This window comes from Streptomyces yamdrokensis, from assembly GCF_053890455.1.
Map to the genome: position 1 here is coordinate 5,089,938 of NZ_CM132679.1, position 25,927 is coordinate 5,115,864.

Consider the following 25,927-nt stretch of genomic DNA (forward strand, 5'->3'; position numbering starts at 1 on the left):
GTGACACACCCTTTACGCCGATATTGGCGTAAAGCATCGGCGCACCACGGCGCACGTACGAGGAGGCACTCCATGCGCGGAGCGACGCACGCCAAATGGATCGTCTGCGCGGTGGCGGCCGCCCTCACGGCGACGGCCTGCGGGGGCGGGAACGGCGGGGGCGGCAGCGGGGACGCCGGCGCGGTGCTGAGCGCCTCCTGGGGGGACCCGCAGAACCCGTTGGAGCCGGCCAACACCAACGAGGTGCAGGGCGGCAAGGTCCTCGACATGATCTTCCGGGGGCTCAAGCGCTACCACCCGGAGACCGGCGAGGCCCAGGACATGCTCGCCGAGTCCATCGAGACCACGGACTCGCAGAACTTCACCGTCAAGGTCAAGGACGGCTGGACCTTCAGCAACGGCGAGAAGGTCACCGCCGAGTCCTTCGTGGACGCCTGGAACTACGGCGCGAGCCTGCGGAACAACCAGCGCAACGCCTACTTCTTCGGCTACATCGAGGGCTACGACCGGACCCACCCCGAGGACGGCGGCGAGCAGAGCGCCGACACGCTCTCCGGGCTCGAGGTCGTCGACGAACTGACCTTCACCGTCAAGCTCACCCAGAAGTTCTCGACCTTCCCCGACACCCTCGGCTACGCCGCCTTCGCCCCGCTGCCCCGGGCCTTCTTCGACGACCACGACGCCTGGGTCGCCAAGCCGGTCGGCAACGGTCCGTACGCCGTGGACGCGTACACCAAGGGCTCGCAGATGTCCCTGCGGAAGTGGGGGGACTACCCCGGCGACGACGCGGCGCAGAACGGCGGTGTCGACCTCAAGGTCTACACCGACAACAACACCGCCTACACCGACCTCATCGCCGGCAACCTCGACCTCGTCGACGACGTCCCCGCCTCCCAGCTGAGGAACGTCGAGAGCGACCTGGGCGACCGCTACCTCAACACCCCCGCCGGCATCATCCAGACCCTGGCCTTCCCGCACTACGACGAGAACTGGAACAGGTCCGGCTCGGAGAAGGTCCGCAAGGGCCTGTCCATGGCGATCGACCGCGACCAGATCACCGACACCATCTTCGCGAAGACCCGCACCCCCGCCACCGACTGGACCTCCCCGGTCCTCGGCGAGGACGGCGGCTTCCAGGAGGGCCTGTGCGGTGAGGGGTGCGAGTACAAACCCGACGAGGCGAAGCAGCTCATCGAGGAGGGCGGCGGCCTGCCCGGCGGCAGGGTCACCATCACCTACAACGCCGACACCGGCTCCCACAAGGACTGGGTCGACGCCGTCTGCAACTCCGTCAACAACGCGCTGGACGACGAGCGCGCCTGCACCGGCAACCCGGTCGGCACCTTCGCCGACTTCCGCAACCAGATCACCCAGCAGAAGATGAGCGGCCCCTTCCGCGCCGGCTGGCAGATGGACTACCCGCTCATCCAGAACTTCCTCCAGCCGCTCTACTACACCAACGCCTCCTCCAACGACGGCAAGTGGTCCAACAACGACTTCGACGAGTTCGTCGACCAGGCCAACCAGGAGACCGACACCGCCAAGGCCATCGACCTGTTCCAGCAGGCCGAGGAGGTCGTCCGCGACAACATGGCCGCCATCCCGCTGTGGTACCAGAACGGCAGCGCGGGCTGGTCCGAGCGGCTGTCCGACGTGAAGCTCAACCCCTTCAGCGTCCCCGTGTACGACCAGATCAAGGTGAGCTGACCCGCCGTGGGACGCTACGTCGTCCGGCGGCTGCTCCAGATGATCCCGGTGTTCATCGGGGCCACGCTGCTGATCTTCCTGATGGTGAACGTGATGGGCGACCCCATCGCCGGGCTCTGCGGCGAGCGGCGCTGCGACCCGTCGACGGCCGCCCAGCTGGAGAGGGAGTTCGGCCTCGACAAGCCCGTCTGGCAGCAGTACCTGACCTACATGGGGAACCTGTTCACCGGCGACTTCGGCACGGCGTTCAACGGCCAGGAGGTCACCGAGCTGATGGCGACCGCGTTCCCCGTCACCATCCGGCTCACCCTCATCGCGATCCTCTTCGAGATCGTCGTCGGCATCGCCCTCGGCGTGGTCACCGGACTGCGCCGGGGGCGGCCCGTCGACACCGGCGTCCTGCTGCTCACCCTCGTCGTGATCTCCGTCCCCACCTTCGTCACCGGTCTGCTGCTGCAGCTGCTGCTGGGGGTGAAGTGGGGGTGGATCAGGCCGTCGGTGTCCTCCGAGGCCCCGTTCGACGAACTGCTCCTGCCCGGTCTGGTGCTGGCCTCCGTCTCCCTCGCCTACGTCACCCGGCTGACCCGCACCTCCATCGCCGAGAACCGGCGCTCCGACTACGTCCGCACCGCCATCGCCAAGGGGCTGCCCCGGCGCCGGGTGATCACCCGCCACCTGCTGCGCAACTCCCTCATCCCGGTGGTCACCTTCATCGGCGCGGACATCGGCTTCCTCATGGGCGGCGCGATCGTCACCGAGCGGATCTTCAACATCCACGGCGTCGGGTACCAGATCTACCAGGGCATCCTGCGGCAGAACACCCAGACCGTCGTCGGCTTCGTGACCGTCCTCGTGCTGGTCTTCCTGGTCGCCAACCTCGTCGTCGATCTTCTGTACGCTGTTCTCGACCCGAGGATCCGCTATGCCTGAGCCACACTTCGACCCCGACCGCGCCGTCGCGGGGACCGGTATGGGCGGCACCATGGACCTGGGCGTCGACGAGGCCGAGACCCTGGAGAGGGCCCCGGCCGGCCCCGACGGCACCGGCCCGCAGGGCAGACCGCGCTCCCTGTGGTCCGACGCCTGGCGCGACCTGCGCCGCAACCCCGTCTTCATCGTCTCCTCCCTGGTGATCCTCTTCCTGGTCGTCATCTCCCTGTGGCCCTCGCTGATCGCCTCCGGCAGCCCGCTCAAGTGCGACCTCGCCAAGTCCCAGGAGGGCTCCCAGGCAGGTCACCCCTTCGGCTTCAACGGGCAGGGCTGCGACGTCTACACCCGTACCGTCTACGGCGCCCGTACGTCCGTCACCGTCGGCGTCTGCGCCACGCTCGGCGTCGCGGTCCTCGGCAGCGTCCTGGGTACGCTGGCCGGCTTCTTCGGCGGGTTGTGGGACTCGGTCCTGTCCCGGATCACCGACGTCTTCTTCGCCATCCCGGTCGTCCTCGGCGGCCTGGTGCTGCTGTCCGTCATCACCAGCACCACCGTCTGGCCCGTGATCGGCTTCATCGTGCTGCTGGGCTGGCCGCAGCTGTCCCGGATCGCCCGCGGCTCGGTCATCACCGCCAAGCAGAACGACTACGTCCAGGCCGCGCGTGCCCTCGGCGCCTCCAACTCCCGCCTGATGCTCCGGCACATCGCCCCCAACGCCGTCGCCCCGGTCATCGTCGTGGCGACCATCGCGCTCGGTACGTACATCTCGCTGGAGGCGACCCTGTCCTACCTCGGCGTCGGCCTGAAGCCGCCCAGCGTGTCCTGGGGCATCGACATCTCCGCGGCCTCGCCCTACATCCGCAACGCCCCGCACGCGCTGCTGTGGCCCTCCGGCGCCCTCGCGATCACCGTCCTGGCGTTCATCATGCTCGGCGACGCGGTGCGCGACGCCCTCGACCCGAAGCTGAGGTGAGCCGCCGTCATGCTGCTCGAAGTGCGTGACCTGCACGTGGAGTTCCACACCCGGGACGGCGTCGCCAAGGCCGTCAACGGCGTCAGCTACGGCGTCGACGCGGGGGAGACGCTCGCGGTGCTCGGCGAGTCCGGCTCGGGCAAGTCGGTGACCGCACAGGCGATCATGGGCATCCTCGACATGCCGCCCGGCCGGATCACCGGCGGCGAGGTCGTCTTCCGGGGCCGCGACCTCCTCGGCCTCAAGGAGGAGCAGCGCCGCAGGGTCCGGGGCGCCGAGATGGCGATGATCTTCCAGGACGCGCTGTCCTCGCTCAACCCGGTGATCTCCGTGGGCGACCAGCTCGGCGAGATGTTCGTCGTCCACCGGGGCATGTCCAGGAAGGACGCGCGGGCCAGGGCCGTCGAACTGATGGACCGGGTACGCATCCCCGCCGCCCGGGAGCGGGTGCGGCAGTACCCGCACCAGTTCTCCGGCGGCATGCGCCAGCGCATCATGATCGCCATGGCGCTGGCCCTGGAACCGGCCCTGATCATCGCCGACGAACCGACCACCGCCCTCGACGTCACCGTCCAGGCCCAGGTCATGGAACTCCTCGCGGAACTCCAGCGGGAGTACCGCATGGGGCTCATCCTCATCACCCACGACCTCGGCGTGGTCGCCGACGTCGCCGACCGGATCGCCGTCATGTACGCGGGCCGGATCGTCGAGTCGGCCCCCGTGCACGACATCTACAAGGCCCCCGCCCACCCGTACACCCGGGGCCTGCTGGACTCCATCCCGCGCCTCGACCAGAAGGGCCGGGAGCTCTACGCCATCAAGGGACTGCCGCCCAACCTCATGGACATCCCGCCCGGCTGCGCCTTCCACCCCCGCTGCCCGATGGCCCAAGGCGTCTGCCGCACCGACGAGCCGCCGCTGTACGAGGTCTCGGGAACGCGGGGGAGTGCCTGCCACTTCTGGAGGGAGTGCCTCGATGGCTGAGCCGATCCTGGAGGTCTCCGGGCTGGTCAAGCACTACCCGCTGACCCGGGGCGTCCTGATCCGCAAGCAGGTCGGCGCCGTGAAGGCCGTCGACGGGGTCGACTTCACGCTCGGCCGGGGCGAAACCCTGGGCATCGTGGGCGAGTCGGGGTGCGGCAAGTCCACGGTCGCGAAGATGCTGGTCCACCTGGAGAAACCGACGGCCGGCGCGATCCGCTACAAGGGCGAGGACATCACCAGGCTGTCGGGGAAGGCGCTGAAGGCCGTCCGCCGCAACATCCAGATGGTGTTCCAGGACCCGTACACCTCCCTCAACCCCCGGATGACGGTGGGCGACATCATCGGGGAGCCCTTCGACATCCACCCCGAGGTGGCGCCGAAGGGCGACCGGCGGGGGCGGGTGCGGCACCTGCTGGACGTGGTCGGGCTCAACCCGGAGTACATCAACCGGTATCCGCACCAGTTCTCCGGCGGGCAGCGCCAGCGCATCGGCATCGCGCGCGGCCTGGCACTGAACCCCGAGGTGATCGTCGCCGACGAACCGGTCTCCGCGCTGGACGTGTCCGTCCAGGCCCAGGTGATCAACCTGATGGACCGGTTGCAGAGCGAGTTCGACCTGGCGTTCGTCTTCATCGCGCACGACCTGTCGATCGTCCGGCACATCTCCGACCGGGTCGGCGTGATGTACCTGGGCCGGATCGTCGAGATCGGCACCGACACCCAGATCTACGACCACCCGACCCACCCGTACACGCAGGCACTCCTGTCCGCCGTCCCCGTACCGGACCCACAGGCACGGGAGCACCGCGAACGGATCATCCTCACCGGCGACGTCCCCTCCCCCACCGACATCCCCTCCGGCTGCCGCTTCCGCACCCGCTGCTGGAAGGCCCGGGCGCTCTGCGCGCAGGAGGTCCCGCTGCTGGCGGTCCCCGAGGTCTTCCGCCAGGCCGGCGGTCCCGCGGCGCACGACTCGGCGTGCCACTTCGCGGAGGAGAAGCAGGTGGTGCCGTCGGGGGCCCCGGGGGAGCCGCCGACGGGCGGCTGACGGGGACGGCCGGCGCGGCCGTCCCCGTCAGCCGGTCCCTGGGGCCTGTCCGGCGGATCATGCCGAAGACCCGGGGTCCGGCACGCTCGCCTGCGGCGTTGTCGTCGGTTGCCTCCGACTTGATCCGCCGGACAGGCCTAGTCCTCCCCGTCCTCCCCCTCCTTCCGGTGCTGGAGTGCGGTCACCTCCAGTCGTGGCCAGTTTGCGAGGTCGCGCAGCAGTTGCCGGTCGTGGGTCGCGACGACGACGGCGGCGCTCGTGGCGCGGAGCGCGTCGGTCAGCTCGTCGACGAGTGCCGACGACAGGTGGTTGGTCGGCTCGTCGAGCAGGACCAGGCCGGGCCGCCCGGCCAGCGCCAGCGCCAGGTCGAGCCGCCGCTGCTGCCCCTGGGACATCCGCCCGACCGGCGTGCGCAGCGCCTCGGAGTCCAGCAGCCCGAGGGCCCCGAGCGGGACGGCGTCGGCGCCGCGGAGCGCGCCGCGCGCCACCAGCCGTCCGACATGGCGGGCGTGCACCTCGCGGGCGGTGAGCGCGGGGTCCTGCGCGGCGGTCTCCTGGGTGACGCGGACGACCCGCGCCCCCTTCGCCGCCCGCACGTACCCCCGCGTGGGCTCGAGCGCGCCGGCCAGTACGGCGAGCAGCGTGGACTTCCCGGCACCGTTCGGTCCGGTGACGAGCAGCCGGTCACCGCCGTCGAGGGTGAGGTCGACAGGACCGGCCAGCCGTCCGTCGACCGCGACGCCGTGCGCCCGCAGCAGGGGCGCGCCCGGCCGCACCCCCGGGTCCGGCCAGCGCAGCGCGGACGGCGGCTCCGGCACGTCGACGCGGTGCGCGTCCAGGGCGTCCTGCTGCCGGTTCAGGGCCTGCACCACGCCCGGCGCGCGGGACTGCCGCTGGTGCTTGCCGGTGCCCTTGTCCGGGCGCCAACCCGTGGAGAGCCGGTCGCGCGCCCTGGACACGGCGTCCCTCAGCCTCCGGTGCTCGGCCTGCTGCTCCTCGTACTCCTGCTCCCAGCGTTCGCGCTCACGGCGCCGGGCGTCCTGCCATGCGTCGTAGCCGCCGGCGTACGGGCGCGGCTTCCCGTCGCGGGCCGGGTCGAGGTCGAGGAAGCGGTCCGCGACGTCCCGCAGCAGCGCCCGGTCGTGGCTGACGACGGCGAGGGCGCCGGAGTGCTCGCGCAGGCGCCGGGTCAGGAAGTCCAGGCCTTTCGCGTCGAGGTGGTTGGTCGGCTCGTCGAGCAGCAGGATGTCGTGGAGCGCGCCGAGCAGGCAGGCCAGCCGGACCCGGTAGCGCTGCCCGACCGACAGCGCCGCCAGCGGACGGCCGCGGTCGGTGCAGGCGCCGAGGGCTTCGAGGGCGACGTCGACGCGGCGCTCCGCGTCCCACGCGTCGAGCCGGGTGGCGGCGTCGAGCGCGGCGGCGTAGCGGTCGTCGGCGGCGGGGTCGTCGCCCTCGGCCATGGCGAGGGCCGCCCCGTCCAGCGCGCGGAGGGCGGCGAGGGACGGGGCCAGCGCCTCGGAGGTCAGGGTGCCGACGGTCTCGCCGTCCCGCGCGGACAGCTCCTGGCGGGCCAGGCCGACGGTGCCGGCCCGGTGCACGGTGCCCTCGTCGGGGGAGAGCAGCCCGGCCAGGACGTGCAGCAGGGTCGTCTTGCCCCGGCCGTTCTCGCCGACGACGGCGACCCGCGACCGGGCGGAGACGGTGACCGTGACGTCGTTCAGGACACGCCGCGACCCGCGGGTGAGGGTGACGCCCTCGGCACGGAGGTGCGCGCTGCCGCCCGCCGCGGCGGGCGGAAACATGGTTTCAGGGGTGGTCGCAGGGGTGAGGTTCAACGGATGCTCCGCAGCTCGCAGGGGAGCCGGGGGACAGCAGAAGGCGGCCGCCCGGCAGGAACCGGAACGGCGAGCGCTGTGTCAACAGGGAGAAGGCGCCGCCGTCAGCGGCGGAGTCGAACCTTCTGCGACCAGATACCTCGTGCCATGTCGTCCACGGTAACAGCGGCGCCGCCACCGTTCCTCCGGTTTTCCGGGCGGCCGGGACAACCGGGGCGGCTGTACAGCCGGGGCGGCCGGGCAGGGCAACGGGCCGGAGCGACATGGTGCGCCCCGGCCCGTTCACGGCACCCGCACGGCCGTACGCGCAGCAGCCTCGCGTGTCCGTATATCGGTACCGATTCACCGGAGTTGCCTCCGTGTTAACGGAACCCAGCCTCCGGAGCGGCGGATGCGGACGAGGCTTCGGGGGAGTCGGTACCCGTGCCGCCGGCGGCTGGATTCCACGGTCGTCCGTGGACGCGCGTCGCGCAAGGGCCGTCCGCGCGGCGGGAGTCAGGCCCCGGTGGGAGTTCCGGCGGTCGCCGCCTTGGCTAATCTGCACGGGTGACCATCGACCTGACCCTGCTGCCGAGTGTCGCCTATCGCGGGCAGGAGGTCACCGCGCCCCGGCTCCGCGGCCTCCTCGCACTGCTCGCGGGCGACCTGCGCACGGGCTGCAGCACCGAGCGGCTCGTGGCAGGGCTGTGGCCGGAGGAGCTGCCGGAGCGGCCGGGAAAGGCGGTGCAGGTCCTCGTGTCCAGGGCGCGGGCGCAGCTGGGCTCCGACGTCCTCGCGAGCACGCCGACCGGATACCGGCTCACCCTCGCCGAGGACCGGGTCGACAGCTCCGCCCTGCTGCTGCACGCCGCCGCGAGCGCGGACCGGGCCAGGGCCGGGGACCACGCGGGATCGCTGGCCGCGGCCGAGGCCGGGCTCGCGCTGTGGGAGGGCGCCCCTGACGGGACCGGTGACACCGACGACCCCGTAACCGCGCTGCGCACCGAGCGCGCCCCCGTACGCGGCACGCTCGTTCGGGCGAAGGCGCTCGCGCTCGCCCGGCTCGGGAGGCACGCGGAGGCGGCCGGGCCGCTGGCCGTGGCCGCCGCGGAGCATCCGCGCGACGAGGAGGTGCTCGCCGAGCTGCTGCGCGGCCAGGCGGCGACGGCGGGCCCGTCCGCCGCGCTGACGCGGTACGAGGCGTACCGCCGGGAGCTGCGCGAGGCGCTCGGCACGGATCCGGGCGCCGGACTCAAGGCCGTACAGCAGGAGCTGTTGCGCGGCGAGGCGCCCGTGGTCAGGCACGGCGTGCCGCACGAACCGAACCCGCTGCTGGGACGGGACGAGGACATCGCGGCGGTGCAGCGGCTGCTGGGCGCCTTCCGCGCCGTCACCGTCGTCGGCCCCGGCGGCCTCGGCAAGACCCGGCTCGCGTACGCCGTCAGCCGCCGGGCCGAGCAGCGCGTGGTGTACTTCGTGCCGCTCGCCGGCGTCACCGCGGACGCGGACGTGGCCGTGGAGGTGGCCTCCGCGCTCGGCGCGGGCGAGGGACGGTCCGGCGCCATGAGCGGCCACACCCCGGCCGACCTGGTGTCCGGCATCCTCGGCGCGCTCGGCTCCGGGCCCGCTCTGCTGGTCCTCGACAACTGCGAGCAGGTCGTCCGGGGCGCCGCCGACCTCGTCCGGGCCCTGGTCGCGTCCTCGAAGGACCTGAGGGTGCTCGCCACCAGCCGGGCTCCGCTCGGCCTCACCTCGGAGGCGGTGTACGCGCTGCCGGAGCTCGGGCCCGAGACCTCGGCCGAGCTGTTCACGCAGCGGGCCCGGGCCGCCCGGCCCGGCGTGGAGCTGCTGCCGGACGCGGTGGCCGGGCTGTGCCGCCACCTCGACGGGCTGCCGCTCGCCGTGGAGCTGGCCGCGGCGCGGGTGCGGGTCCTTTCGGTGCCGGAGATCGCCCGGCGCCTCGGCGACCGGTTCGCACTCCTTCGCGGCGGGGCGCGGGACGCACCGGAGCGCCACCGCACGCTGCACGCGGTCGTGGAGTGGAGCTGGAACCTGCTCGCGGAGGACGCCAGGGCCGCGCTGCGCACTCTGTCCGTCTTCCCCGGAGGCTTCCTGGGCGAGACGGCGGAGCGGGTGTTGGGCGAGGACGCGCTGACGCTGCTGGAGCAGCTGGCCGGTCAGTCGCTGCTGACCGTCGTCGACACCCCGGTCGGCGTACGGTTCCGGATGCTGGAGACCGTACGGGAGTTCAGCGCGGCCCGGCGCGCGGAGGCGGGCGAGGACGAGGAGGCCGTCGGCCGTTTCCTCGCCTGGGCGCGGGACTTCGGGGTCGCGCACCACGACTGGCTCTTCGGCTCGCAGCCTTCCCCGGGTTCCCGGCTTCGCCCGGACGGCGGAGACCTCGTTGCCACCAGGGAGCGGGTCAGGGCCGAGCAGGACAATCTCGTGCAGGCCCTGCGGCACGCCCTCGTCCGCACGGACGGCCCCACCATCGCCGCTCTCACCGCCGCCCTCGCCGCCCTGTGGTCCACGGACTCCAACTACCTTCGCCTCGTCGCCCTCGCGGAGGACACCGGCCCGCCGCTGTCGCACTACCACCCCGAGCCCGAATACGTCGAAGTCGCCCGCGCCGCAGCGGTGTTGTGCACGGTGAGCCTGTTCATGGGCTACGGCCCGCACGTCGTACGCCAGCTCGTCACCCTCCGGCGGCTCCCCCCGGCCCCGCCGGACACCCTGCTGCGCGCCGTCGCGGCAGTGCTGAGCGCGGTACCCGAGATGCTGCCTCCCGACTACGACGTGCTGCAGGAGCTCTGCGACAGCGGACAGCCGCTGCTCGCCGGTGTCGCCGAGTACGTCGCCACCTACGTCTGGGAGTCGGAGCACGACATCGACCGCGCGCTCGCCTCGGCCCGCCGGACCCTCTGCGCGCTGGCACCGGTCGACAACCCGTTCCTGCGGGTCATGGGTCACACCCGGCTGAGCCGGCTGTGCTTGCAGACGGAGCAGGGCGAGGCCGCGTACGAGCATCTCGAGGCGGCGCTCGAGGTGTTGCCGCGGCTCGGCGACGAGCACGACACCATCGGCGTCCGCTGGGGCCTCGTCCTCGCCTGTCTGCAGCGCGGCGACCCCGACGAGGCCGAGTACTGGCTGCGGCAGGCGGAGGAGGTCGGCATCCAGCAGAAGGGCGACCCCGGCAGCGCCGACCCCGGCGGCCGCGCCGAGATCGCTCTCGCCCGCGGACTGACGGAGGTCGGGCTCGGCCTGTGGCGCGGCGCCGTGGAGGGGGTGACCGAGGCCGGCCCGGCGCACAGCGGCGATCCCTTCCTCGACCGGTGGGCGCTGAAGGTCCAGGCGGTGGCGGTGACGGCACACGCGCATGCCGGCCGTCTCGAGCTGGTCGCGGAGTCGGTCGACCGGCTGCGGCAGGGGCTGCGGGCCATGCTCTCCGGCCCGGCCGGCTCGCTCATGGATCTCCCTGTGTTCGGGACGGTGCTGCACGCCCTCGGCATGGCGGGGCTCGCCTCCGGCGACACCTCGGCCGTACGGATGATGGCGCTGGCCGAACGGCTGCGGGTGCTGCGCGACTACCAGCCGACGATGTCGGCGGACCGCGCCCGCAAGGCGGTCGGGGCCGCCGGGAAGGCCGCCGGGGCGGCGTACGCCGACGCGGTGTCGGAGTTCGCCGCCCTGGAGCGGGACGAGCTGCGGGAGGCGGCCCGCGTCGTCATGGCGGTTACTTCGGGTCGCGGTTGAACAGCGCCGTCGTCCAGCGGTGGCCGAGGGCGGACAGGCCGACGCACCAGGCGATCGCGATCCAGCCGTTGTTGCCGATCCCGGTGCCGAGCAGCAGTCCCCGCAGGGTCTCGATGGCCGGGGTGAAGGGCTGGTACTCGGCGATGGGCCGGAACCAGCCCGGCATCGTGTCGGCCGGGATGAAGGCGCTGGAGACGAGCGGGAGGAGGATCAGCGGCATCGCGCTGTTGCCGGCCGCCTCGGGGTTCGGGCTGGCCATGCCCATGCCGACCGCGATCCAGGTGAGCGCCAGGGCGAACATGGTGAGCAGTCCGAACGCCGCCAGCCACTCCAGGGCCGTGGCGTCGGTGGACCGGAAGCCGATGGCCACGCCGACGGCACCGACGAGGACCACGCTGGCGATGCACTGCAGCACGCTGCCGGCGACGTGCCCGACGATCACGGAGCCGCGGTAGACCGCCATCGTGCGGAAGCGGGCGATGAGGCCCTCGTTCATGTCCATGGAGATGTACACCGCGGCCCCGATCACGGTGCTGCCGATGGTCATCATCAGAATGCCCGGGACGATGTAGGCGATGTACTCCGAGCGGTCGGCGCCGCCGCCACCGATGCCCGCGCTCATCACGTCGCCGAAGATGTAGACGAAGAGCAGCAGCAGCATGATCGGCGTGAGCAGCAGGTTCAGGGTTGCGGACGGGTAGCGCCACGCGTGCAGCAGGTTGCGGCGCAGCATCGTGTTCGAGTCGCGGACGGCGGGGGAGAGGGTGCTCATCGGACGTTCTCCTCGGGCTGGTCGGTGACGTCGGCCGGGCCGGTCAGGGCGAAGAACACGTCGTCGAGGTCGGGGGTGTGCACGGTCAGTTCGTCCGCCTCGATGCCGGCCGCGTCCAGCCGGTCGAGGACGGAGCGCAGTTCGCGCTGGCTGCCGTCGCTGGGGATCTGCAGGGACAGCGACTCGTCGTCCCGTGCGGTCCCGCGCAGCGCGACGGCGGCGGACCGGTATGCGTCCGGGTCGGTGAAGCGCAGCCGGACGTGGCCGCCGGGGACGATCCGCTTCAGCTCGTCGGCGCTGCCCTCGGCGGCGATCCTGCCGTCGTTCAGCACCGCGATGCGGTCGGCGAGTTCGTCGGCCTCCTCCAGGTACTGGGTGGTGAGGAGGACGGTGACGCCGTCGGAGACCAACTCGCGGATGATCTGCCACATGTTGTGGCGGGAGCGCGGGTCGAGGCCGGTGGTCGGTTCGTCGAGGAAGATGATGCGCGGGCCGCCGACCAGGGTCATGGCGAGGTCGAGGCGGCGCTTCATGCCGCCGGAGTAGGTGGAGGCGGGCTTCCTCGCGGCCTCCACCAGGTCGAATCGCTCCAGCAGTTCGGCTGCGATGCGCCGTCCCTCGCGTTTGGGCAGGTGGTGCAGGTCCGCCATCAGGAGCATGTTCTCCTCACCGGTGATCAGCCCGTCGACGGCGGAGAACTGGCCGGTCACCCCGATCGCGGCACGCACGGCCTGCGGGTCGGCGGCCAGGTCGTGGCCGCCGACGCGCAGCTCGCCGGCGTCCGCGGTGACGAGGGTGGAGAGGATCTTCACGGCGGTGGTCTTGCCGGCGCCGTTCGGGCCGAGCAGCGCGAACACGGACCCGGCCGGCACCGCCAGGTCGATGCCGTCGAGGACCGTCCTGTCCCCGTAGGCCTTGCGCAGCCCCTTGGCCGCGATGGCGGGAGAGTGCGATGTTGTTGTCGTCATGCCGCAGAGGTTGCGGCAGGGCGCGTTCAACGCGGTTTCAGGATGCTTTCAGCGCCCTGAAACCGGGCGGCGGAGGGTATGGCCGCTTTACCGCCTCCCCGGTTGCGGCCGATGGCGTCCCGCCGGGTGGTGCAGCCGGTCGACGGACCGGGACCCGCAGGTCACGCCGGGGACTTCGGCCGGCTGGGGCACTCCTGGGGCCCGAGCGGGCCACTTCGTGTGCCGCGCCGACGGGGGAGATCCTCGCGAGCCGGGTACCGGGGGCGAGGCGCATGACCGCTCACACCATCTCGCGGGACGCGGCCTCGCGGCCTCGCGGCCTCGACGCGGCTGCGACGGCGGGAAGGCCTCCTCGGCGGGGGCGCTGCTCCGTGGTCCCACGGCCCGGGGCCGCCGGCGGTCGGGCTCCGCCGGCGGCCCCGGGCCGTGGTGACGGTCGGGCCGTGGTGGTGGTCAGCCGTGCGTCGTCAGACCCAGCGAGCGCCTGAGGAAGTCCAGTTGGAGGCGGAGCAGGTTCTCGGCGACCTCTTCCTGCGGGGTCATGTGCGTGACGCCGGACAGGGGCAGCACCTCGTGGGGCCGGCCGGCCGCGAGGAGGGCCGAGGACAGGCGCAGCGAGTGGGCGACCACGACGTTGTCGTCCGCCAGCCCGTGGATGATCATCATGGGGCGGTGCGGTGCGGTGGCGTCGACCAGGCCCGCGTCGTCGATCACCGAGTTGCGGCGGTAGACCTCCGGCTGCTCGTCCGGGTGGCCGAGGTAGCGCTCCTGGTAGTGGGTGTCGTACAGGCGCAGGTCGGTGACCGGGGCGCCCACCACCGCCGCGTGGAAGACGTCCGGCCGGCGCAGCGCCGCGAGGGCGGCCAGGTAGCCGCCGAAGGACCAGCCCCGGACGGCGACGCGGTCCAGGTCGAGCGGGAAGTCGGAGGCGAGGGCCTGGAGCGCGTCCACCTGGTCCTGGAGGGTGATCGCGGCGATGTCGTCCTTGACGGCCTTCTCCCAGGCGGGGGAGTGGCCGGGGGTGCCGCGGCCGTCGGCGACGATCACCGCGAAGCCCTGGTCGGCGAACCACTGCGAGGTCAGATGGGGGTTGTGCGCGGCCACCACGCGCTGGCCGTGCGGGCCGCCGTAGGGGTCCATGAGGACGGGGAGGGGAGTGTCGCCGTGGTAGTCCGTTGGCATAAGCACGGCGCACGGAATTTTGCGTGCGCCCCCCTGGATGAGCGTCACCCGGGGAGACATACCGGGGTCTTCGGCGTACGAGCGGACAGTCGCCGTCGGTTTCCCGTCACGCAGAACCCGCGCCCGCGTCCCCGGCCGGTCCGGTGTCGCGGACACGAGTACGGTCACGCCCCCGGCGCGTACCGCGGAGTGCACGCCGGGCTCCTGGGAGACGCGCTCCACGCCCAGTTCGTTCACCCGGTAGACGTGCACCTCGCCGATCTCCGGGCCGCCGTCCGCCGCCCCCGGCCTCGAACCCGGCTCAGCTCCCGCCGACGCCGACACCAGCACGTCGCCGTCCGACACGTCCAGTACCGCGCGGATGTGCAACTGCGGTCCGGTCAGTGGGCGTTCGCCGACGGCGAGTCGTCGTGCACCCCCCTCGTCCGTGATCCGGACCAGCTGTCCCGAAGGACTCCAGCACGGCACTCCCGCGAAAAGATCCAGCCAAATTGGATCTTCGTCGGCGTGCACCATCCGGGTCGTCCCGGTGTCCGGGTCCACCGCCAGGAACAGCTGACTGCGCTGGTCGCGCGCCTGTACGAGCAGCAGGGGCGCACCCGCCGCTGACCAGTGCGCATGCGCCATGTACGGGTACCGCGCCCGGTCCCACACGACCTCCGTGCGCGTCCCGTCCAGCCCGATCACGAACAGCCGCACCTCCGCGTTCGCGGTGCCCGCCGCCGGGTACGCCACCCGCTGCGGTTCCCGTCCCGGGTGCGCCGGATCAGAGATCCACCACCGCCTCACCGGCGTGTCGTCCGCGCGCGCCACCAGCAGCCGGTCCGAGTCGGGCGCCCACCAGAAGCCCCGTGAACGTCCCATCTCCTCGGCCGCGACGAACTCCGCCAGACCGTAGGTGACGTTCTCCGTCTCGGGGACGGCCAGCGCGCGGTCGTCCGTCCCCTCGGCGCCCACGACCCGCAGCGCGCCCTGCGCGACGTACGCGACGTGACGCCCGTCGGGTGACGGCCGGGGGTCGATCACCGGTGTGGAAGTGGGCAGTTCACGCGCCGTCCCGGCCCGCAGCTCGGCCGCGAAAAGCCGCCCTGACAAGGAGAAAGAGGCCAACTCGACCTGCGCGTCGGTGGCGTAGCCGACGATGCCGGCGCCTCCCTCGCGGCTGCGTTCGCGCCGCGCCCGCTCCTGGGCCGACAGGTTCTCCGCGGCACCGCCCAACAGGGCGTGCGGGTCGGCCGCCACGCGTTCCCCGCCGTCCCGGGGGTCGAGCACCCACAGCGAATTCGCCCGGTCCGTACCGGAACCCGAGCGCAGGAACACCACCCGGGAACCGTCGGGTGACACGGTGAACGAACGCGGCGCGCCGAGCGTGAAGCGCTGGGTGCGGGCGTGCCGTCGGGGGAAGGAGTCAGCGTCTTTGGTCATGCCATGACCATATTGGCCATGCGCCCCCTTGTGCGGCCGTGCGCCGACCGATGCGCACGTACGGATAGTTATGATCGTTGGCGCATAGTGGGTATGAACCTGCTGGCTGCTGTACGGATTTATCTGCCCCCATATTCCTACCCCCCTGTCGTCCTGGGATCCTTGGAGGTGAGCCGCCGTGGCACTCTCGATTTCGGCGGTAGTGCTGCTGGCGATCATCGTCTTCCTGCTGATCAAGAAGTCGGGCCTCAAGGCGGGGCATGCGGTCGTCTGCATGCTCCTCGGCTTCTACATGGCGTCGTCGACGATCGCGCCCACGATCAGCGAGCTGACGACCAACATCGCGGGGATGATCGGCAGCATCAACTTCTGACCGGCCGGCCCCGCCCGGCCCGGCTCCGGGCTCTTGCCGGGCTGTCGGCGCACCAGGCGGGCCCGGACGGACCCTGGGACGGGCGTGTGAAGGAAGCCGGGCTGCTCGCTGTCACCGGGCTCCTCGTGGTGTGGCTGCTGTGGAGTCTCTGGAATCTCTACCGCATCCCCGTCGGCCTGCGCGACGGATCGTGGCAGCGCCCGCTGTGGTGGGCGCGCCTGTGGTCCCTCGCGCTGCTCGTCGGCTCCGCGGCCTGGCTCCGGGGAGCGCTCAGTGGCGGCCTCGACATCGGCGAAACGTGCGCGTACGCCCACCACCAGACGTACGACAGTGCCTACCGTTCGGCCCATCCCGATGAGTCCCAGAGGCTGTTCCCGTTGCACAACAAGTGCAACGCGGAGTACGACCTGGTGCCGGGATGGGTCAACCCGACCGTGGTGAACTGCGCCGCCTTCGTGCTGCTCGCCACCGCCGTGCTGCTGTGGTTCGGCATCGCGCGTCTCACCCGTGGTGGCGCGTCGCGGACGGCGGCGGAGCGACTCGTGCGTGCCGGCCCCTCGCTCGTTACCCGTCGGTAAGAGATGATGGCGGGCCAGCATCCACGCGTTCAGGGGCGGAGCCGGCGATGACGACTTCCGAGGAACGGACCAGGGTCCACGCCTTCCGGGACGACGCCCTCGGCGACCACGACGCCGTCGGGCTCGCCGAGGCGATCCGGCGGGGAGAGGTGAGCGCGGCCGAGGCCGCCCGCGACGCCGCGGCGCGGGTCAGGGCCGTGGACGCCCGGCTCCACGCCGTCCAGGTGCACGTCGACGTCCCGGACCACGGCTCCGGGCCGGCCGGCGCCCTCACCGGGGTGCCGGCCTTCGTCAAGGACAACACCGACTACCGGGGGCTGCCCACCGGACACGGCAGCGCCGCGTTCGCGCCGAAGGAAGCGCGTCGGCACGCCCCGTTCGCCCGGCAGTTCGTCAGCACCGGCGTCACGGTGCTCGGCAAGACCAGGCTGCCCGAGTTCGGGTTCAGTCCGACCACGGAGTACGAGGACGCCGCGCCCGTGCGCAACCCGTGGCACACGGGCCACTCGGCGGGCGGCTCGTCCGGCGGCAGCGCGGCGCTCGTCGCCGCCGGGGCGGTGCCGATCGCGCACGCCAACGACGGCGGCGGCTCGATCCGGATCCCCGCCGCCTGCTGCGGACTCGTCGGACTGAAGCCCACCCGGGGCCGGATGATCCCGAACACGCAGGGCCGCCAACTGCCGATCGACGTCGTCACCGACGGCGTCGTGAGCCGCTCGGTACGGGACAGCGCCGCGTTCCTCGCCGCCGCCGAGCAGCACTGGCGCAACCCGAAGCTGCCGCCCGTCGGCCTGGTCGAGGGCCCCTCGGAGCGCCGGCTGCGCGTCGGCCTCGTGGTGGACTCGCCGAGCGGGGTCCCCTCCGACGCCGCGACCCGGGCGGCCGTCACACAGACGGCACAGCGGCTGGAGCGGCTCGGCCACACCGTGCAGCCGGTCCAGTTGTCGATCGACCCGCGCTTCACGGAGGACTTCCTCACCTACTGGGGCCTGCTGTCGTTCCTGATCGGCGTCACCGGCAGGACGCTCGGCCCGGACTTCGACCGGCGCCGCATGGACGGCCTCAGCCGGGGCCTGCGCGAGACGTACGTGCGGAACTGGCAGCGCACGCCGGGCGTGGTGCGGAGGCTGAAGCGCACGCGGGAGCCGTACGCGGCGGCGTTCCGCGGACTCGACCTCGTCCTCTCCCCGGTCCTGGCCCACACCACGCCCCCGCTCGGCCACCTCGCCCCGACGGTCCCCTACGCGACCCTGATCGACCGCATCGTCGCGTACGTGGCGTTCACCCCGGTCAACAACGTCGTCGGAACGCCGTCGATCTCGGTCCCGGCCACGAGCACGACGCCGGACGGCCTCCCCGTCGGCGTCATGTTCTCCGGCCGCCCCGGCGCCGAACGGACGCTGCTGGAGCTCGCCTTCGAGCTGGAGGCCGACCAGCCGTTCCGGCGGGTCCAGGACCTCTGACGGGCTCGCCGGGCAGGTGGGGGACGTGAACGGCCGGGAGCGGCGAGGGGCCGCCCGTGTGCGGGTGGTGGAACCGCCGTTGGCAGGTCCTGACGACATGGCCGGCGGGCGACGTTGCCCGGTGTTTTCGTGAGACCACTGTTTCGGCTGGACCGACGCCGGCCGTCTCTCACCAGTGGGCGTCGGGGACGAGGACGACCTTGCCTGTCGTCGCCCGCGTCCGCAGGGCGGCGTGCGCCGCGGCGGCCTGTGACAGGGGGAAGGTCTGGAAGGCGGGCACCAGACTCCCCTCGGCGGCCGCCGTGAGCGCGCGGGCCTCGTCGGCGGGCGCGTCCTGGCCCTCCAGCAGCAGGGCCAGTGCGTCGGTGAAGTGCACGCCGCGCTCCTTCAGTTCCGCCTCGTCGGGGCGGAACTCCTCCCGCGAGGCCGCGCCGATGGTGATGTAGCGCCCTCCCTCGGCCAGCAGCCCGAAGGCGGCCCGTCCCTTGTCGCCCTCGACACCGTCCAGAACGGCCGTGACGCCGCGCCCGCCCAAGGCGTCGCGGACGGTGCCCGCCCAGTCCGGCAGGTTGTAGTCGACGGCGATGTCCGCTCCCAGCTCCCGCACGGCCGCCGTCTTGGCCGGTCCGCCCGCCGCGCCGATGACCGTGGCGCCGAGGCGGTGGGCGAACTGGACGACCAGCCGGCCGATGCCGCCGGCCGCGGAGGTGACCAGGACCACGTCGCCGGAGGTGAGTTCCGCGATGTCGAGCAGGCCGATGGTGGTCGTGCCGGTGACGACCATGGTGGCGGCGGCCTCGTACCCCAGTCCGGCCGGAATCCGGTGCAGGGACGAGACGCCGGCGACGGCGAGCTCGGCGTAGCCCCCCGGCCTGCCGTGTGCGGTCACCACCTTGGCGCCGGTCCAGGCCTCGTCCACATCCGGCCCGACCGACTCGACGACGCCGGCCACCTCTCCCCCGAGGATCGCCGGAAGTCCGGGAAGCGGCGGACCGATCTCCAGCCCTTCGCGCATCGCCGTCTCGATCTGGTGGACTCCCGCGGCCCTCACCGAGACGCGGACCTCGCCCGGCCCCGGTACGGGATCGGGCACGGTCTCGTAACGGAGGTTCTCAGCGGGTCCGAACTCGTGCAGCACGACGGCGCGCATGACCGTTCCTTCCGGTAGATCTGCAGAAGAACCCCCACTCTGCGACCTCTACTTCACTTGAGGTCAAGCCTTTCGCGACGGGCGCCTCCCAGCGGTGATGCTCTCCACGCGGCGGCGGGAGCGTCATCGAGCAGCGGCGGTTCACCTGGACGACTTCGTGGCGGCCTGCCGGCTGGGCGAGCCCTTGTCGTCCCGCGTCGAGCCCGAGGACGGGAACGGGCCGTTCAAGAAGTTCGGCTACGAGGACCTGATCGCCCGCGACAAGCGAGTAGGAACGGCCCGTCAGCCCTCGACCGCGTACGGCACGAAGTCGGCCCACGCGGCGGGGGAGAAGGTCAGTCGGCCGCCCTCCACGTCCTTGGAGTCACGGACGTGGAGGGTGCCGGGCTGGATGGCGATCTCTACGCATGAGTCGCCCTCACTGCCGCTGCTGTAGCTGCTCTTGAACCACGCCAGGCCCGAGGTGTCCCCGGACGAGGGCTTGCGGATCATGTCTCCCCCAGCAGTTCTTCGATGAAGACCGTCGACTCACGTGGTGTGAGCGCCTGAGCCCGGATGATGCCATACCGCAGTTCCAGGATACGGAGCTGCCTCAGCTCGGAAACAGGCCGTCCGTTGGCCACCGCTGGGGAGCGGCCGATCGCTGAACCGTCCTCGAACTTGAGCACCTCGATGCCGCCATCCACACTGGCGTGCTCATCGCGGTCCATCGGCATCACTTGCAGCTCAACGTTACGCAACTGCCCCGCCTCAAGCAGGTACTCAAGCTGGTTGCGCAGGACGGTTCTTCCCCCCAGCGGCCGTCGAAGTGTCCACTCCTCCAACACGAAGCTGAGTTCAGGTGCCGGGTCCCGTTCGAAGATTTCCTTGCGGGCCACGCGTGCTGCAATGAACTGCTCCACCTGGTCGGCTGCGTAAGCCGGACGCCGCATCGACAGAAGCGCACGCGCGCACTCCGGGGTCTGCAACAGACCGTGGATGTGAAGCGGGTCGTACAGCTGAAGCTCAACCGCTCGCGCCTCCAACTGCGCCAGATCCCGCACCTTCTTCGGATACCGGACCTTCCTCACGTCCTCCTTCATCGCCGCGATGAGGCCACCGGCGTTGAACACCTCGTCCGCCGTGTCCAGGTACTCGGGCCGGGGGATGCGCTTGCCGCTCTCGATCTTGTAGACCAGATCGGCGCCGTAACCCACCGCCACCGCGAACTCGCCGACCCGCATGCCCGCCGCCTCCCGGCGGAGCCTCAACTGCCGACCCACGGTGGCGACTGCCGCGAGCGCCCAGTCGTCGTCGGGGTCGACCTCCCACCCCGGTTCGTCCGTCCGGTCCGCCTCGGTCGTGACCCGTACCGCCTCGCCGTCCACCGACATGTCGTGCTCCTCCGCTGTGTCGCGCCGTACCGTCACGCGGTGCCGGCGGGGGCCGTTTCGACACTTCGGACAGGGCCGGACAAGCCCTGGACGGTCACCGTACGCAGCAGCGCGATTACTCTCCACGGTACGTCCGGTCGGCCACGCTGAGTGACGTGAATCAGAAAACTCGGGAGATCACCGGGACGGACACCCGACCCGGCCACGAAGTCCGCCACACCACCATGCTGTTGTCGTCCACCCCGCGCGGGGCCCGGCTGGGCCGTCTGCTCGCGGTGGACGCGCTCCGGAGCTGGGGCCTGCCCCACGAGGCGGCGAGCCATGTGGTGGCGGAGCTGGCGGCCAACGCCGCCACGCACGGCCGGCTGCCCGGCCGCAGCTTCCGCCTCACGCTGTACGTCGTCGGCTCCACGCTCCGCATCGAGGTCACCGACACGCGGGCCGACCGGCTGCCCGCGCGGCAGGAGCCCGCCGCGGGGGACGAGTCGGGCCGTGGGCTGCTGCTCGTGGAGGCGCTGGCCGACCGCTGGGGGGTGGTGGAGGGGAGGTTCCCGCGGAAAACCGTGTGGGCGGAGTTGAGCCTTGCGCCACCGGAACACGGCCCCGCCGGTTCCGGTGGCGCTGACGACTGAAGGACAAAGAACGTGGGGGAAAGAACCCCCACCGAACCCCACCCCTCCCGCCCGTGGCCCGCGCTCACTCGGGAGGGTGAACATCCCCGGTCCGGCTGGATTTCGGGGCCCGCCAGGCCCGAGGCTCGGCCCAACGCAGGACCCACACTTCCGCGCACCGGTCGACCCCGCGCCGGCGGAGACCGAGGTCCGCAACTGCGACGGCTGCGACCGAGGCTTCCGCGCCCCCGTCCCGGGCCCCGACCGCTGCCGGGACTGCCGAACCGAGTGCGGGGAAGCCGCCTAGTTGTGTTGCGGCCATGACGTGGGCGGCGGGAGGCCCACGGGGCCGGAGAGCTCATGAAGACCGGGGTGCGGTAGGTGGCGCCGTTGTCGGTGGCCATGCGCACGATCCGGTGGATGCCGTGGGCGGCGAGGAACGCGCGGGCACGGCTGAAGAACGCCACGGTGGTGGCGGCCTTCTCGTCGGGAAAGCAACTCGGTAGGGGCCAGGCGGGAGAACCCGTCGACGGCGGAGTGCGGGTGGACGTACCCGCCCTTGGTGCCGGCGGTCTTCGCGCGCTGGGCGGCCCTGGCCCGTTCGAAGTCACGTCCGTGGGCTCGCCGTCCGTCGCCGTCGGGGATGCGTCCGGCCTTGAGTCTTCGGTGTCCCTCGATGGTCAAGGGGACGTTCGAGTGCGTCATCGGACCACCTCGGCGGTTCGGCTGACCGCGACCACGGCGCGGAAGCGGAGCGCGGTGAGCAGTGTGATCGCGACGAGCAGTCCGCTTGCCCACAGCGGCCCGAGGTTCCCGGCCGTGGTGCTGAGGGTGGTCGCGGCGACGAGGGGCCCGACGACGGCGCCGACGTTGAGTGCCGCCGTCGCATACGAGCCGGCCATGGTGGGAGCTCCCGCGGCCTCGTAGAGGACCCGCGTGATCAGCGTGCTGCCCAGCGCGAACGACAGCGCACCCTGCACGAACACGAGGATGAGCAGGGCGACCGGCTCGTCGGCCAGCACCGCCAGGGCCGGCCAGCCGATGAGCAGCAGTGGACCACCGACTGCGATGACCACACCGGGACGCCGGTCGGACAGCCGGCCGGCGACGGTGACCCCGGCGAAGGAACCGGCACCGAAGAGCACCAGAACGACAGGGATCCACAGCTCGCCCAGTCCGGCGGTGTCGGTCACGACGGGGGCGAGGAAGGTGAAGCTTGCGAAGGTCGCCGCGTTCACCAGCGCGCCGAGCAGCATCACCAGAATCAACGGCGGCCTTGTGAGCTGGGCGAGCTCCGCTCGCAGGACCGGCCCGCCGGCCATCTCTTCCCGCCCACGTCCCGTGGGGATCCCCTTCAGGACGCCGAGAGCCGCGGGCAGGCAGAGTGCGGCGACGGCCCAGAACGTGGACCGCCAGCCGAGCAGTGTGCCGAGTACCGACCCGCCGGGGACACCGGCGATCACGGCCACCGTGGTACCTGACAGCAGCACGGCCAGCGCGCGTCCCTTCCTGTCGGGAGAGACCAGCGTGGCGGCAGCCGTCAGAGCGACCGCAAGGAACCCTGCGTTCGCGAGCGCGGCGACGATCCGGGTGGCGAACAGGACCGGGAAGCTCGTGGTGAGGGCGCCCACGGCGTGGGCTGACGCGAAAGCGAGGATGAAGCCGAGAAGGCTGGAGCGCCTGGGCCAGTCGCGGGCAAGCACGGCCACGAGAGGGGCGCCGACGACCATGCCGATCGCGAAGGCCGGGGTGAGCATGCCTGCTGTCCCGACGGTGACGTCGAGGTCCGAGGCGATGTCCGGCAGGAGACCGGCGAGCATGAACTCCGAGGTGCCCATGGCGAAGACCGCCATGGCAAGCAGGTACAGCGGGAGAGGCATCGAGTGGCTCCGAGGTGAGGAGAGGCACGAGAAGGTCATCTCGTCACCGCGGCCAGCCCCAAGGGCACAGCCGTCCCACCACGGAATGCGGCGCGACGGCAGAGCTACGAGCTCAGTGGTTCAGGGGGCTGACGGCGTGACCGAAAGCCCCCACCTCGTCCGACTCAGGACTCGACATGGCTCGCACGCTACCTGACCGACGCTCGCCGAAGCACCTCGTTTCACCGGCACCGGGCTGTGTCATCAACCTGATCCGGGAGGTGCCGGGGAGGGGGAGGCAGCCCTGACGAAGCCGGGACGCGCCAGTACTGCCGGCTGGTGCGGGCCCGGCAAGCGAGACGGAAGAGGAGTGCGCGAGGAACCGGCGTCTCCGCCTCCTTGACCTTGCGCTTTCACGAAGCGGGCTGTTCGAGGCTTGGTCAGGAACATGAGAAGTACTCCTGACCTGCAACGACAGGACTTGCCGAGGGTCCTGTTGGCTGCGAGGAAAGAAGCACTTCCCAGGTGAAGAAGCGTATCGGGCCGTATCCGCATGTCCGTGTCGAGGGCGGCGGCCGCGGGGTGGTCTCCCGGCCGGGTCCGTACTGCTGGTGGAGACGGTCCGCAAGACCGGCCCTGATCAGGCAGTATCCGCCGCGCTCGCCCCGTGGCGTAAGCAGCGGGCTGCCCACGGTCCCGGCGAGGTCCTCCTGGACGTCGTCCTGGCGGTCGCACTGGGCGGGGACTGCCTCGCGGACGTGGCGATGCTGCGGGCCGAGCCGGCCGTCTTCGGCCCGGTCGCCTCGACGCCGACGGCCCGGCGGCTGCCGGCCGTCGTCGGCGAACGCGTACCGGACCGCCTGCGCTCAGCCCGGGCTCAGGCACGGGAAGTGGCTCGGCTGCAGGCATCCGGGACCCGCTGCGGCGTACCGGCGGCGAAAACCGGTGGGCGCGAAGTGCCCGGCCTGGTCCTGGGCTTCGACGCCACACTGCTTCCGCGCATGGTCGGGACGGGTCATCCGGCGCATACGTTCCTGTGGTTGTGCGTGTCGACGGTCTGCGCGGGCCCTACTCTGGCATCCGGCACGCACATCGAGTCCTCCGGGCCTGGCCTGCCCGTTCGGGCCGGCCGTTTCGCCGTGCCACCTGCTTCCCGCAGTCCGCGGCGGAGCCGGTCGTCCGTCAGCCGCAGAAAGCGCATGCCGTGTTCCGCACCTACCTGTTGCCCGTCGAGGCCGCGATCACCTTGTTCCCGCTCGTCGCCGCGGTGATCCTGGGGCCGGCCGCAGTCCGCGGGTACCGCAGGCGCGGCCGGGCAGGGGGCTGGCCGGTTCTCGTGTTCTACAGCTTCGTTTTCTACCTGCTCGCCGCGCTGCTGCAGACGGTGATGCCGCTGCCCGCCCGCGCAGACGAACACTGCACCTCCGTCCACTACGCCGCAGAACCGCAGTTGGAGCCCTTCGCCTTCCACGCCACGATCTCCTCTGCGGGTGGCGGCAACTGGTCACCCGGCGCGCTGGTACATCTCACCCCTATCTGGACCACGCTGCTCAACGCCGTGCTGCTCCTGCCGCTGGGCATCTATCTCCGTTACTACCTGCGGCAGCGGCTGATCCGTGCGGCGTCCGCGGCTTTCGTCACCTCCCTGTTCTTCGAAACCACCCAGTACACCGGTCTGTGGTTCGTCTACGCCTGCCCCTACCGGCAGTTCAATGTGGACGACCTCATCCTCAACACCGCCGGCGCGGCCCTGGGGTGGATCGCCGCCGGCCCTCTCATCCGCCTGCTGCCCGTCAACGACCCCGACCGTGAACGCCACCGCTACGCAGGGCGCGTCACCCTCACCCGACGGCTCTTCGCCTTCCTCACCGACCTGGCCGGCTGGCTCATCGTCTGGACACTGGCCACCGGTCTGCTCGCCGTCGCCACCTCCTGGCATACCGGTCGGCACTACGCGCTGCCGATCGGCGCCGTCCTCGGGCTGGTCTGGTTCTGGCTGCTGCCGGCCGTCTTCGCGACCACCCCCGGCAAACGGGCCGTGCTCCTGCACCTCACCCAGCCCGACGGCACCCGAGCAGGTCCGCTGCGCCTCACCCTGCGCGCCTGGATCGTGTACTGCCCCCTCGCCCTGGCCTGGACCGCCCTGACCCACCACACCGCGTCGCTCGAGCTCCCCGAACTCGCCGGTCGACTGCTTCCGCACCTCACCCTGCTCGCAGCTGTCCTCATTTGGGGCGGCCCAGGACTGACAGTCCTGCTGCGTCGGGACCAGGGAACCTGGTACGAACGGTGGACCTCCACCGTCAACACAGCCCTCCGCAACCCCCGTCAATCCCCAGTCCCGCCCCCGCGAGAGGCCGCAGGGGCGCGCTCTTCCGATCTCCGCGTTCCCGACGCCGATCACTGACCGCCGCTCCGGCCGCTGGCCGTCGGAAGCAGGGCGCGCCTCCCAGCGGACATCCAGAAGACGAGGGAGCCCGGCTCTGTCCGGGCAGCGCCCGTAGGCCCGGCGCTTCGGGATTGGTGGCGAGTCAGGACCTCGTGGTGATGACGAGGGCGTAGGAGCCGATGCCGGTCAGCGCGGCACCGGGGTGGTGGTCGTTGACGCCGTGCACGGTCAGGACCGCTCCGGTGTCGGTGTCGGTGTCGATGTCCTGGAAGGTGCCCACCGCGGCGCCCTGGTCGGTGAGGATGCGGCGGCCGACCAGGTCCTTGCAGACGGCGGCGGCGGGGGGCGGCGGGGGCGGGCAGGTGTGCGCAGAAGCCGTCCGGATCGGCGGCCGTCGGCCACAACCGCAGCAGGGCCTGTGAGTCGTACTCCGCCGTCCGCGCGAACCGGGCGGCCAGCCCCAGCGCCTCCCCGCCCTCCGGGAACAGGAGGAGGTCCCGGACGGCCCTGCGGGCGCGGGCCGGTGAGGCGTTCCCCCGGTCCAGGAGCGCCCGGTACGGGTCGAGCCGGGACGC

At 71.8% G+C, this 25,927-nt stretch carries 20 protein-coding genes and 1 pseudogene; 12 read left to right on the forward strand and 9 right to left on the reverse strand.

The features are described 5' to 3' along the window. Nucleotides 1-72: 72 nt before the first annotated feature. From ACWZEH_RS22790 to ACWZEH_RS22810, 5 genes are read left to right on the forward strand one after another with little or no spacing between them, the layout of a single operon-like run. A complete protein-coding gene (locus ACWZEH_RS22790) occupies nucleotides 73-1,707 on the forward strand; it encodes a peptide ABC transporter substrate-binding protein (RefSeq protein ID WP_456192967.1) in 1,635 nt (544 codons plus the stop codon). A 6-nt stretch (nucleotides 1,708-1,713) separates the two neighbouring features. Next, nucleotides 1,714-2,637: an ABC transporter permease gene (locus ACWZEH_RS22795; RefSeq protein ID WP_456192968.1), complete on the forward strand. Its 924-nt coding sequence runs from the start codon at nucleotides 1,714-1,716 to the stop codon at nucleotides 2,635-2,637. Continuing rightward, on the forward strand, nucleotides 2,630-3,610 hold the full coding sequence (locus ACWZEH_RS22800) for an ABC transporter permease (protein WP_456192969.1): 981 nt from the start codon (nucleotides 2,630-2,632) through the stop codon (nucleotides 3,608-3,610). Before ACWZEH_RS22795 ends, ACWZEH_RS22800 begins: the two co-directional genes overlap by 8 nt. Before the next feature lie 9 nt (nucleotides 3,611-3,619). Further along, the gene (locus tag ACWZEH_RS22805) at nucleotides 3,620-4,594 is read left to right on the forward strand and encodes an ABC transporter ATP-binding protein (protein ID WP_456192970.1); all 975 of its coding nucleotides are present in this window, start codon (nucleotides 3,620-3,622) and stop codon (nucleotides 4,592-4,594) included. After that, on the forward strand, nucleotides 4,587-5,642 hold the full coding sequence (locus tag ACWZEH_RS22810) for an ABC transporter ATP-binding protein (RefSeq protein ID WP_456192971.1): 1,056 nt from the start codon (nucleotides 4,587-4,589) through the stop codon (nucleotides 5,640-5,642). The genes ACWZEH_RS22805 and ACWZEH_RS22810 overlap by 8 nt, the downstream gene beginning before the upstream one ends. A gap of 137 nt (nucleotides 5,643-5,779) precedes the next feature. Here ACWZEH_RS22810 and ACWZEH_RS22815 read toward each other — a convergent pair whose 3' ends face one another. Next, nucleotides 5,780-7,444, reverse strand: coding sequence for an ABC-F family ATP-binding cassette domain-containing protein (locus ACWZEH_RS22815; RefSeq protein ID WP_456192972.1), 1,665 nt, complete (start codon nucleotides 7,442-7,444; stop codon nucleotides 5,780-5,782). A gap of 579 nt (nucleotides 7,445-8,023) precedes the next feature. On the opposite strand from ACWZEH_RS22815, the gene ACWZEH_RS22820 reads away from it, so the two are divergent. Further along, nucleotides 8,024-11,209, forward strand: a complete 3,186-nt coding sequence (locus ACWZEH_RS22820) for an ATP-binding protein (RefSeq protein WP_456192973.1) — start codon at nucleotides 8,024-8,026, stop codon at nucleotides 11,207-11,209. Here ACWZEH_RS22820 and ACWZEH_RS22825 read toward each other — a convergent pair. From ACWZEH_RS22825 to ACWZEH_RS22835, 3 genes are all read right to left on the reverse strand, one after another. Then, a complete protein-coding gene (locus ACWZEH_RS22825) occupies nucleotides 11,190-11,981 on the reverse strand; it encodes an ABC transporter permease (protein ID WP_456192974.1) in 792 nt (263 codons plus the stop codon). The genes ACWZEH_RS22820 and ACWZEH_RS22825 overlap by 20 nt on opposite strands. After that, nucleotides 11,978-12,949, reverse strand: a complete 972-nt coding sequence (locus ACWZEH_RS22830; RefSeq protein ID WP_456192975.1) for an ATP-binding cassette domain-containing protein — start codon at nucleotides 12,947-12,949, stop codon at nucleotides 11,978-11,980. Before ACWZEH_RS22830 ends, ACWZEH_RS22825 begins: the two co-directional genes overlap by 4 nt. A 453-nt stretch (nucleotides 12,950-13,402) precedes the next feature. After that, complete coding sequence (locus tag ACWZEH_RS22835; protein ID WP_456192976.1) at nucleotides 13,403-15,556, reverse strand: S9 family peptidase; 2,154 nt, start codon at nucleotides 15,554-15,556, stop codon at nucleotides 13,403-13,405. A 178-nt stretch (nucleotides 15,557-15,734) separates the two neighbouring features. On the opposite strand from ACWZEH_RS22835, the gene ACWZEH_RS22840 reads away from it, so the two are divergent. The 3 genes from ACWZEH_RS22840 (at nucleotide 15,735) to ACWZEH_RS22850 (ending at nucleotide 17,970) form a co-directional block, all read left to right on the forward strand. Then, nucleotides 15,735-15,929 carry a hypothetical protein gene (locus tag ACWZEH_RS22840; protein WP_042172665.1) on the forward strand — a complete coding sequence of 65 codons (195 nt, stop codon included), beginning with the start codon at nucleotides 15,735-15,737 and terminating at the stop codon, nucleotides 15,927-15,929. Between the two features lie 86 nt (nucleotides 15,930-16,015). After that, a complete protein-coding gene (locus ACWZEH_RS22845) occupies nucleotides 16,016-16,507 on the forward strand; it encodes a hypothetical protein (protein WP_456192977.1) in 492 nt (163 codons plus the stop codon). A 47-nt stretch (nucleotides 16,508-16,554) separates the two neighbouring features. After that, nucleotides 16,555-17,970 carry an amidase gene (locus ACWZEH_RS22850; protein ID WP_456192978.1) on the forward strand — a complete coding sequence of 472 codons (1,416 nt, stop codon included), beginning with the start codon at nucleotides 16,555-16,557 and terminating at the stop codon, nucleotides 17,968-17,970. A gap of 169 nt (nucleotides 17,971-18,139) precedes the next feature. Here the strand turns inward: ACWZEH_RS22850 and ACWZEH_RS22855 are convergent, their stop codons facing one another. From ACWZEH_RS22855 to ACWZEH_RS22865, 3 genes are all read right to left on the reverse strand, one after another. Then, complete coding sequence (locus tag ACWZEH_RS22855; RefSeq protein WP_456192979.1) at nucleotides 18,140-19,120, reverse strand: zinc-binding dehydrogenase; 981 nt, start codon at nucleotides 19,118-19,120, stop codon at nucleotides 18,140-18,142. A 282-nt stretch (nucleotides 19,121-19,402) separates the two neighbouring features. Then, complete coding sequence (locus ACWZEH_RS22860) at nucleotides 19,403-19,612, reverse strand: DUF397 domain-containing protein (RefSeq protein ID WP_456192980.1); 210 nt, start codon at nucleotides 19,610-19,612, stop codon at nucleotides 19,403-19,405. After that, on the reverse strand, nucleotides 19,609-20,493 hold the full coding sequence (locus ACWZEH_RS22865; RefSeq protein ID WP_456192981.1) for a helix-turn-helix domain-containing protein: 885 nt from the start codon (nucleotides 20,491-20,493) through the stop codon (nucleotides 19,609-19,611). Before ACWZEH_RS22865 ends, ACWZEH_RS22860 begins: the two co-directional genes overlap by 4 nt. Nucleotides 20,494-20,648: 155 nt before the next feature. Between ACWZEH_RS22865 and ACWZEH_RS22870 the strand changes: the two genes are divergently transcribed. Next, nucleotides 20,649-21,125 (forward strand): ATP-binding protein, encoded by a 477-nt coding sequence (locus ACWZEH_RS22870; RefSeq protein WP_384055778.1) that lies wholly within the window; start codon nucleotides 20,649-20,651, stop codon nucleotides 21,123-21,125. A gap of 680 nt (nucleotides 21,126-21,805) precedes the next feature. Here the strand turns inward: ACWZEH_RS22870 and ACWZEH_RS22875 are convergent. Beyond that, the gene (locus ACWZEH_RS22875; protein WP_456192982.1) at nucleotides 21,806-22,984 is read right to left on the reverse strand and encodes a Cmx/CmrA family chloramphenicol efflux MFS transporter; all 1,179 of its coding nucleotides are present in this window, start codon (nucleotides 22,982-22,984) and stop codon (nucleotides 21,806-21,808) included. Between the two features lie 504 nt (nucleotides 22,985-23,488). Here ACWZEH_RS22875 and ACWZEH_RS22880 point away from each other — a divergent pair. Then, nucleotides 23,489-23,931 (forward strand): annotated as a pseudogene (locus tag ACWZEH_RS22880) (transposase); the annotation flags it as partial. A gap of 236 nt (nucleotides 23,932-24,167) precedes the next feature. After that, a complete protein-coding gene (locus ACWZEH_RS22885; RefSeq protein WP_456192983.1) occupies nucleotides 24,168-25,370 on the forward strand; it encodes a VanZ family protein in 1,203 nt (400 codons plus the stop codon). A gap of 124 nt (nucleotides 25,371-25,494) precedes the next feature. Here ACWZEH_RS22885 and ACWZEH_RS22890 read toward each other — a convergent pair whose 3' ends face one another. Next, nucleotides 25,495-25,632 (reverse strand): hypothetical protein, encoded by a 138-nt coding sequence (locus ACWZEH_RS22890; protein ID WP_456192984.1) that lies wholly within the window; start codon nucleotides 25,630-25,632, stop codon nucleotides 25,495-25,497. Nucleotides 25,633-25,927: the final 295 nt, after the last annotated feature.

Coding starts and splice junctions, on each gene's coding strand:
- ACWZEH_RS22790 (WP_456192967.1), top strand. CDS start 73: ATGCGCGGAGCGACGCACGCCAAATGGATCGTCTGCGCGGTGGCGGCC.
- ACWZEH_RS22800 (WP_456192969.1), top strand. CDS start 2,630: ATGCCTGAGCCACACTTCGACCCCGACCGCGCCGTCGCGGGGACCGGT.
- ACWZEH_RS22805 (WP_456192970.1), top strand. CDS start 3,620: ATGCTGCTCGAAGTGCGTGACCTGCACGTGGAGTTCCACACCCGGGAC.
- ACWZEH_RS22810 (WP_456192971.1), top strand. CDS start 4,587: ATGGCTGAGCCGATCCTGGAGGTCTCCGGGCTGGTCAAGCACTACCCG.
- ACWZEH_RS22815 (WP_456192972.1), bottom strand. CDS start 7,444: ATGTTTCCGCCCGCCGCGGCGGGCGGCAGCGCGCACCTCCGTGCCGAG.
- ACWZEH_RS22825 (WP_456192974.1), bottom strand. CDS start 11,981: ATGAGCACCCTCTCCCCCGCCGTCCGCGACTCGAACACGATGCTGCGC.
- ACWZEH_RS22830 (WP_456192975.1), bottom strand. CDS start 12,949: ATGACGACAACAACATCGCACTCTCCCGCCATCGCGGCCAAGGGGCTG.
- ACWZEH_RS22835 (WP_456192976.1), bottom strand. CDS start 15,556: ATGACCAAAGACGCTGACTCCTTCCCCCGACGGCACGCCCGCACCCAG.
- ACWZEH_RS22850 (WP_456192978.1), top strand. CDS start 16,555: ATGACGACTTCCGAGGAACGGACCAGGGTCCACGCCTTCCGGGACGAC.
- ACWZEH_RS22855 (WP_456192979.1), bottom strand. CDS start 19,120: ATGCGCGCCGTCGTGCTGCACGAGTTCGGACCCGCTGAGAACCTCCGT.
- ACWZEH_RS22860 (WP_456192980.1), bottom strand. CDS start 19,612: ATGATCCGCAAGCCCTCGTCCGGGGACACCTCGGGCCTGGCGTGGTTC.
- ACWZEH_RS22865 (WP_456192981.1), bottom strand. CDS start 20,493: ATGTCGGTGGACGGCGAGGCGGTACGGGTCACGACCGAGGCGGACCGG.
- ACWZEH_RS22875 (WP_456192982.1), bottom strand. CDS start 22,984: ATGCCTCTCCCGCTGTACCTGCTTGCCATGGCGGTCTTCGCCATGGGC.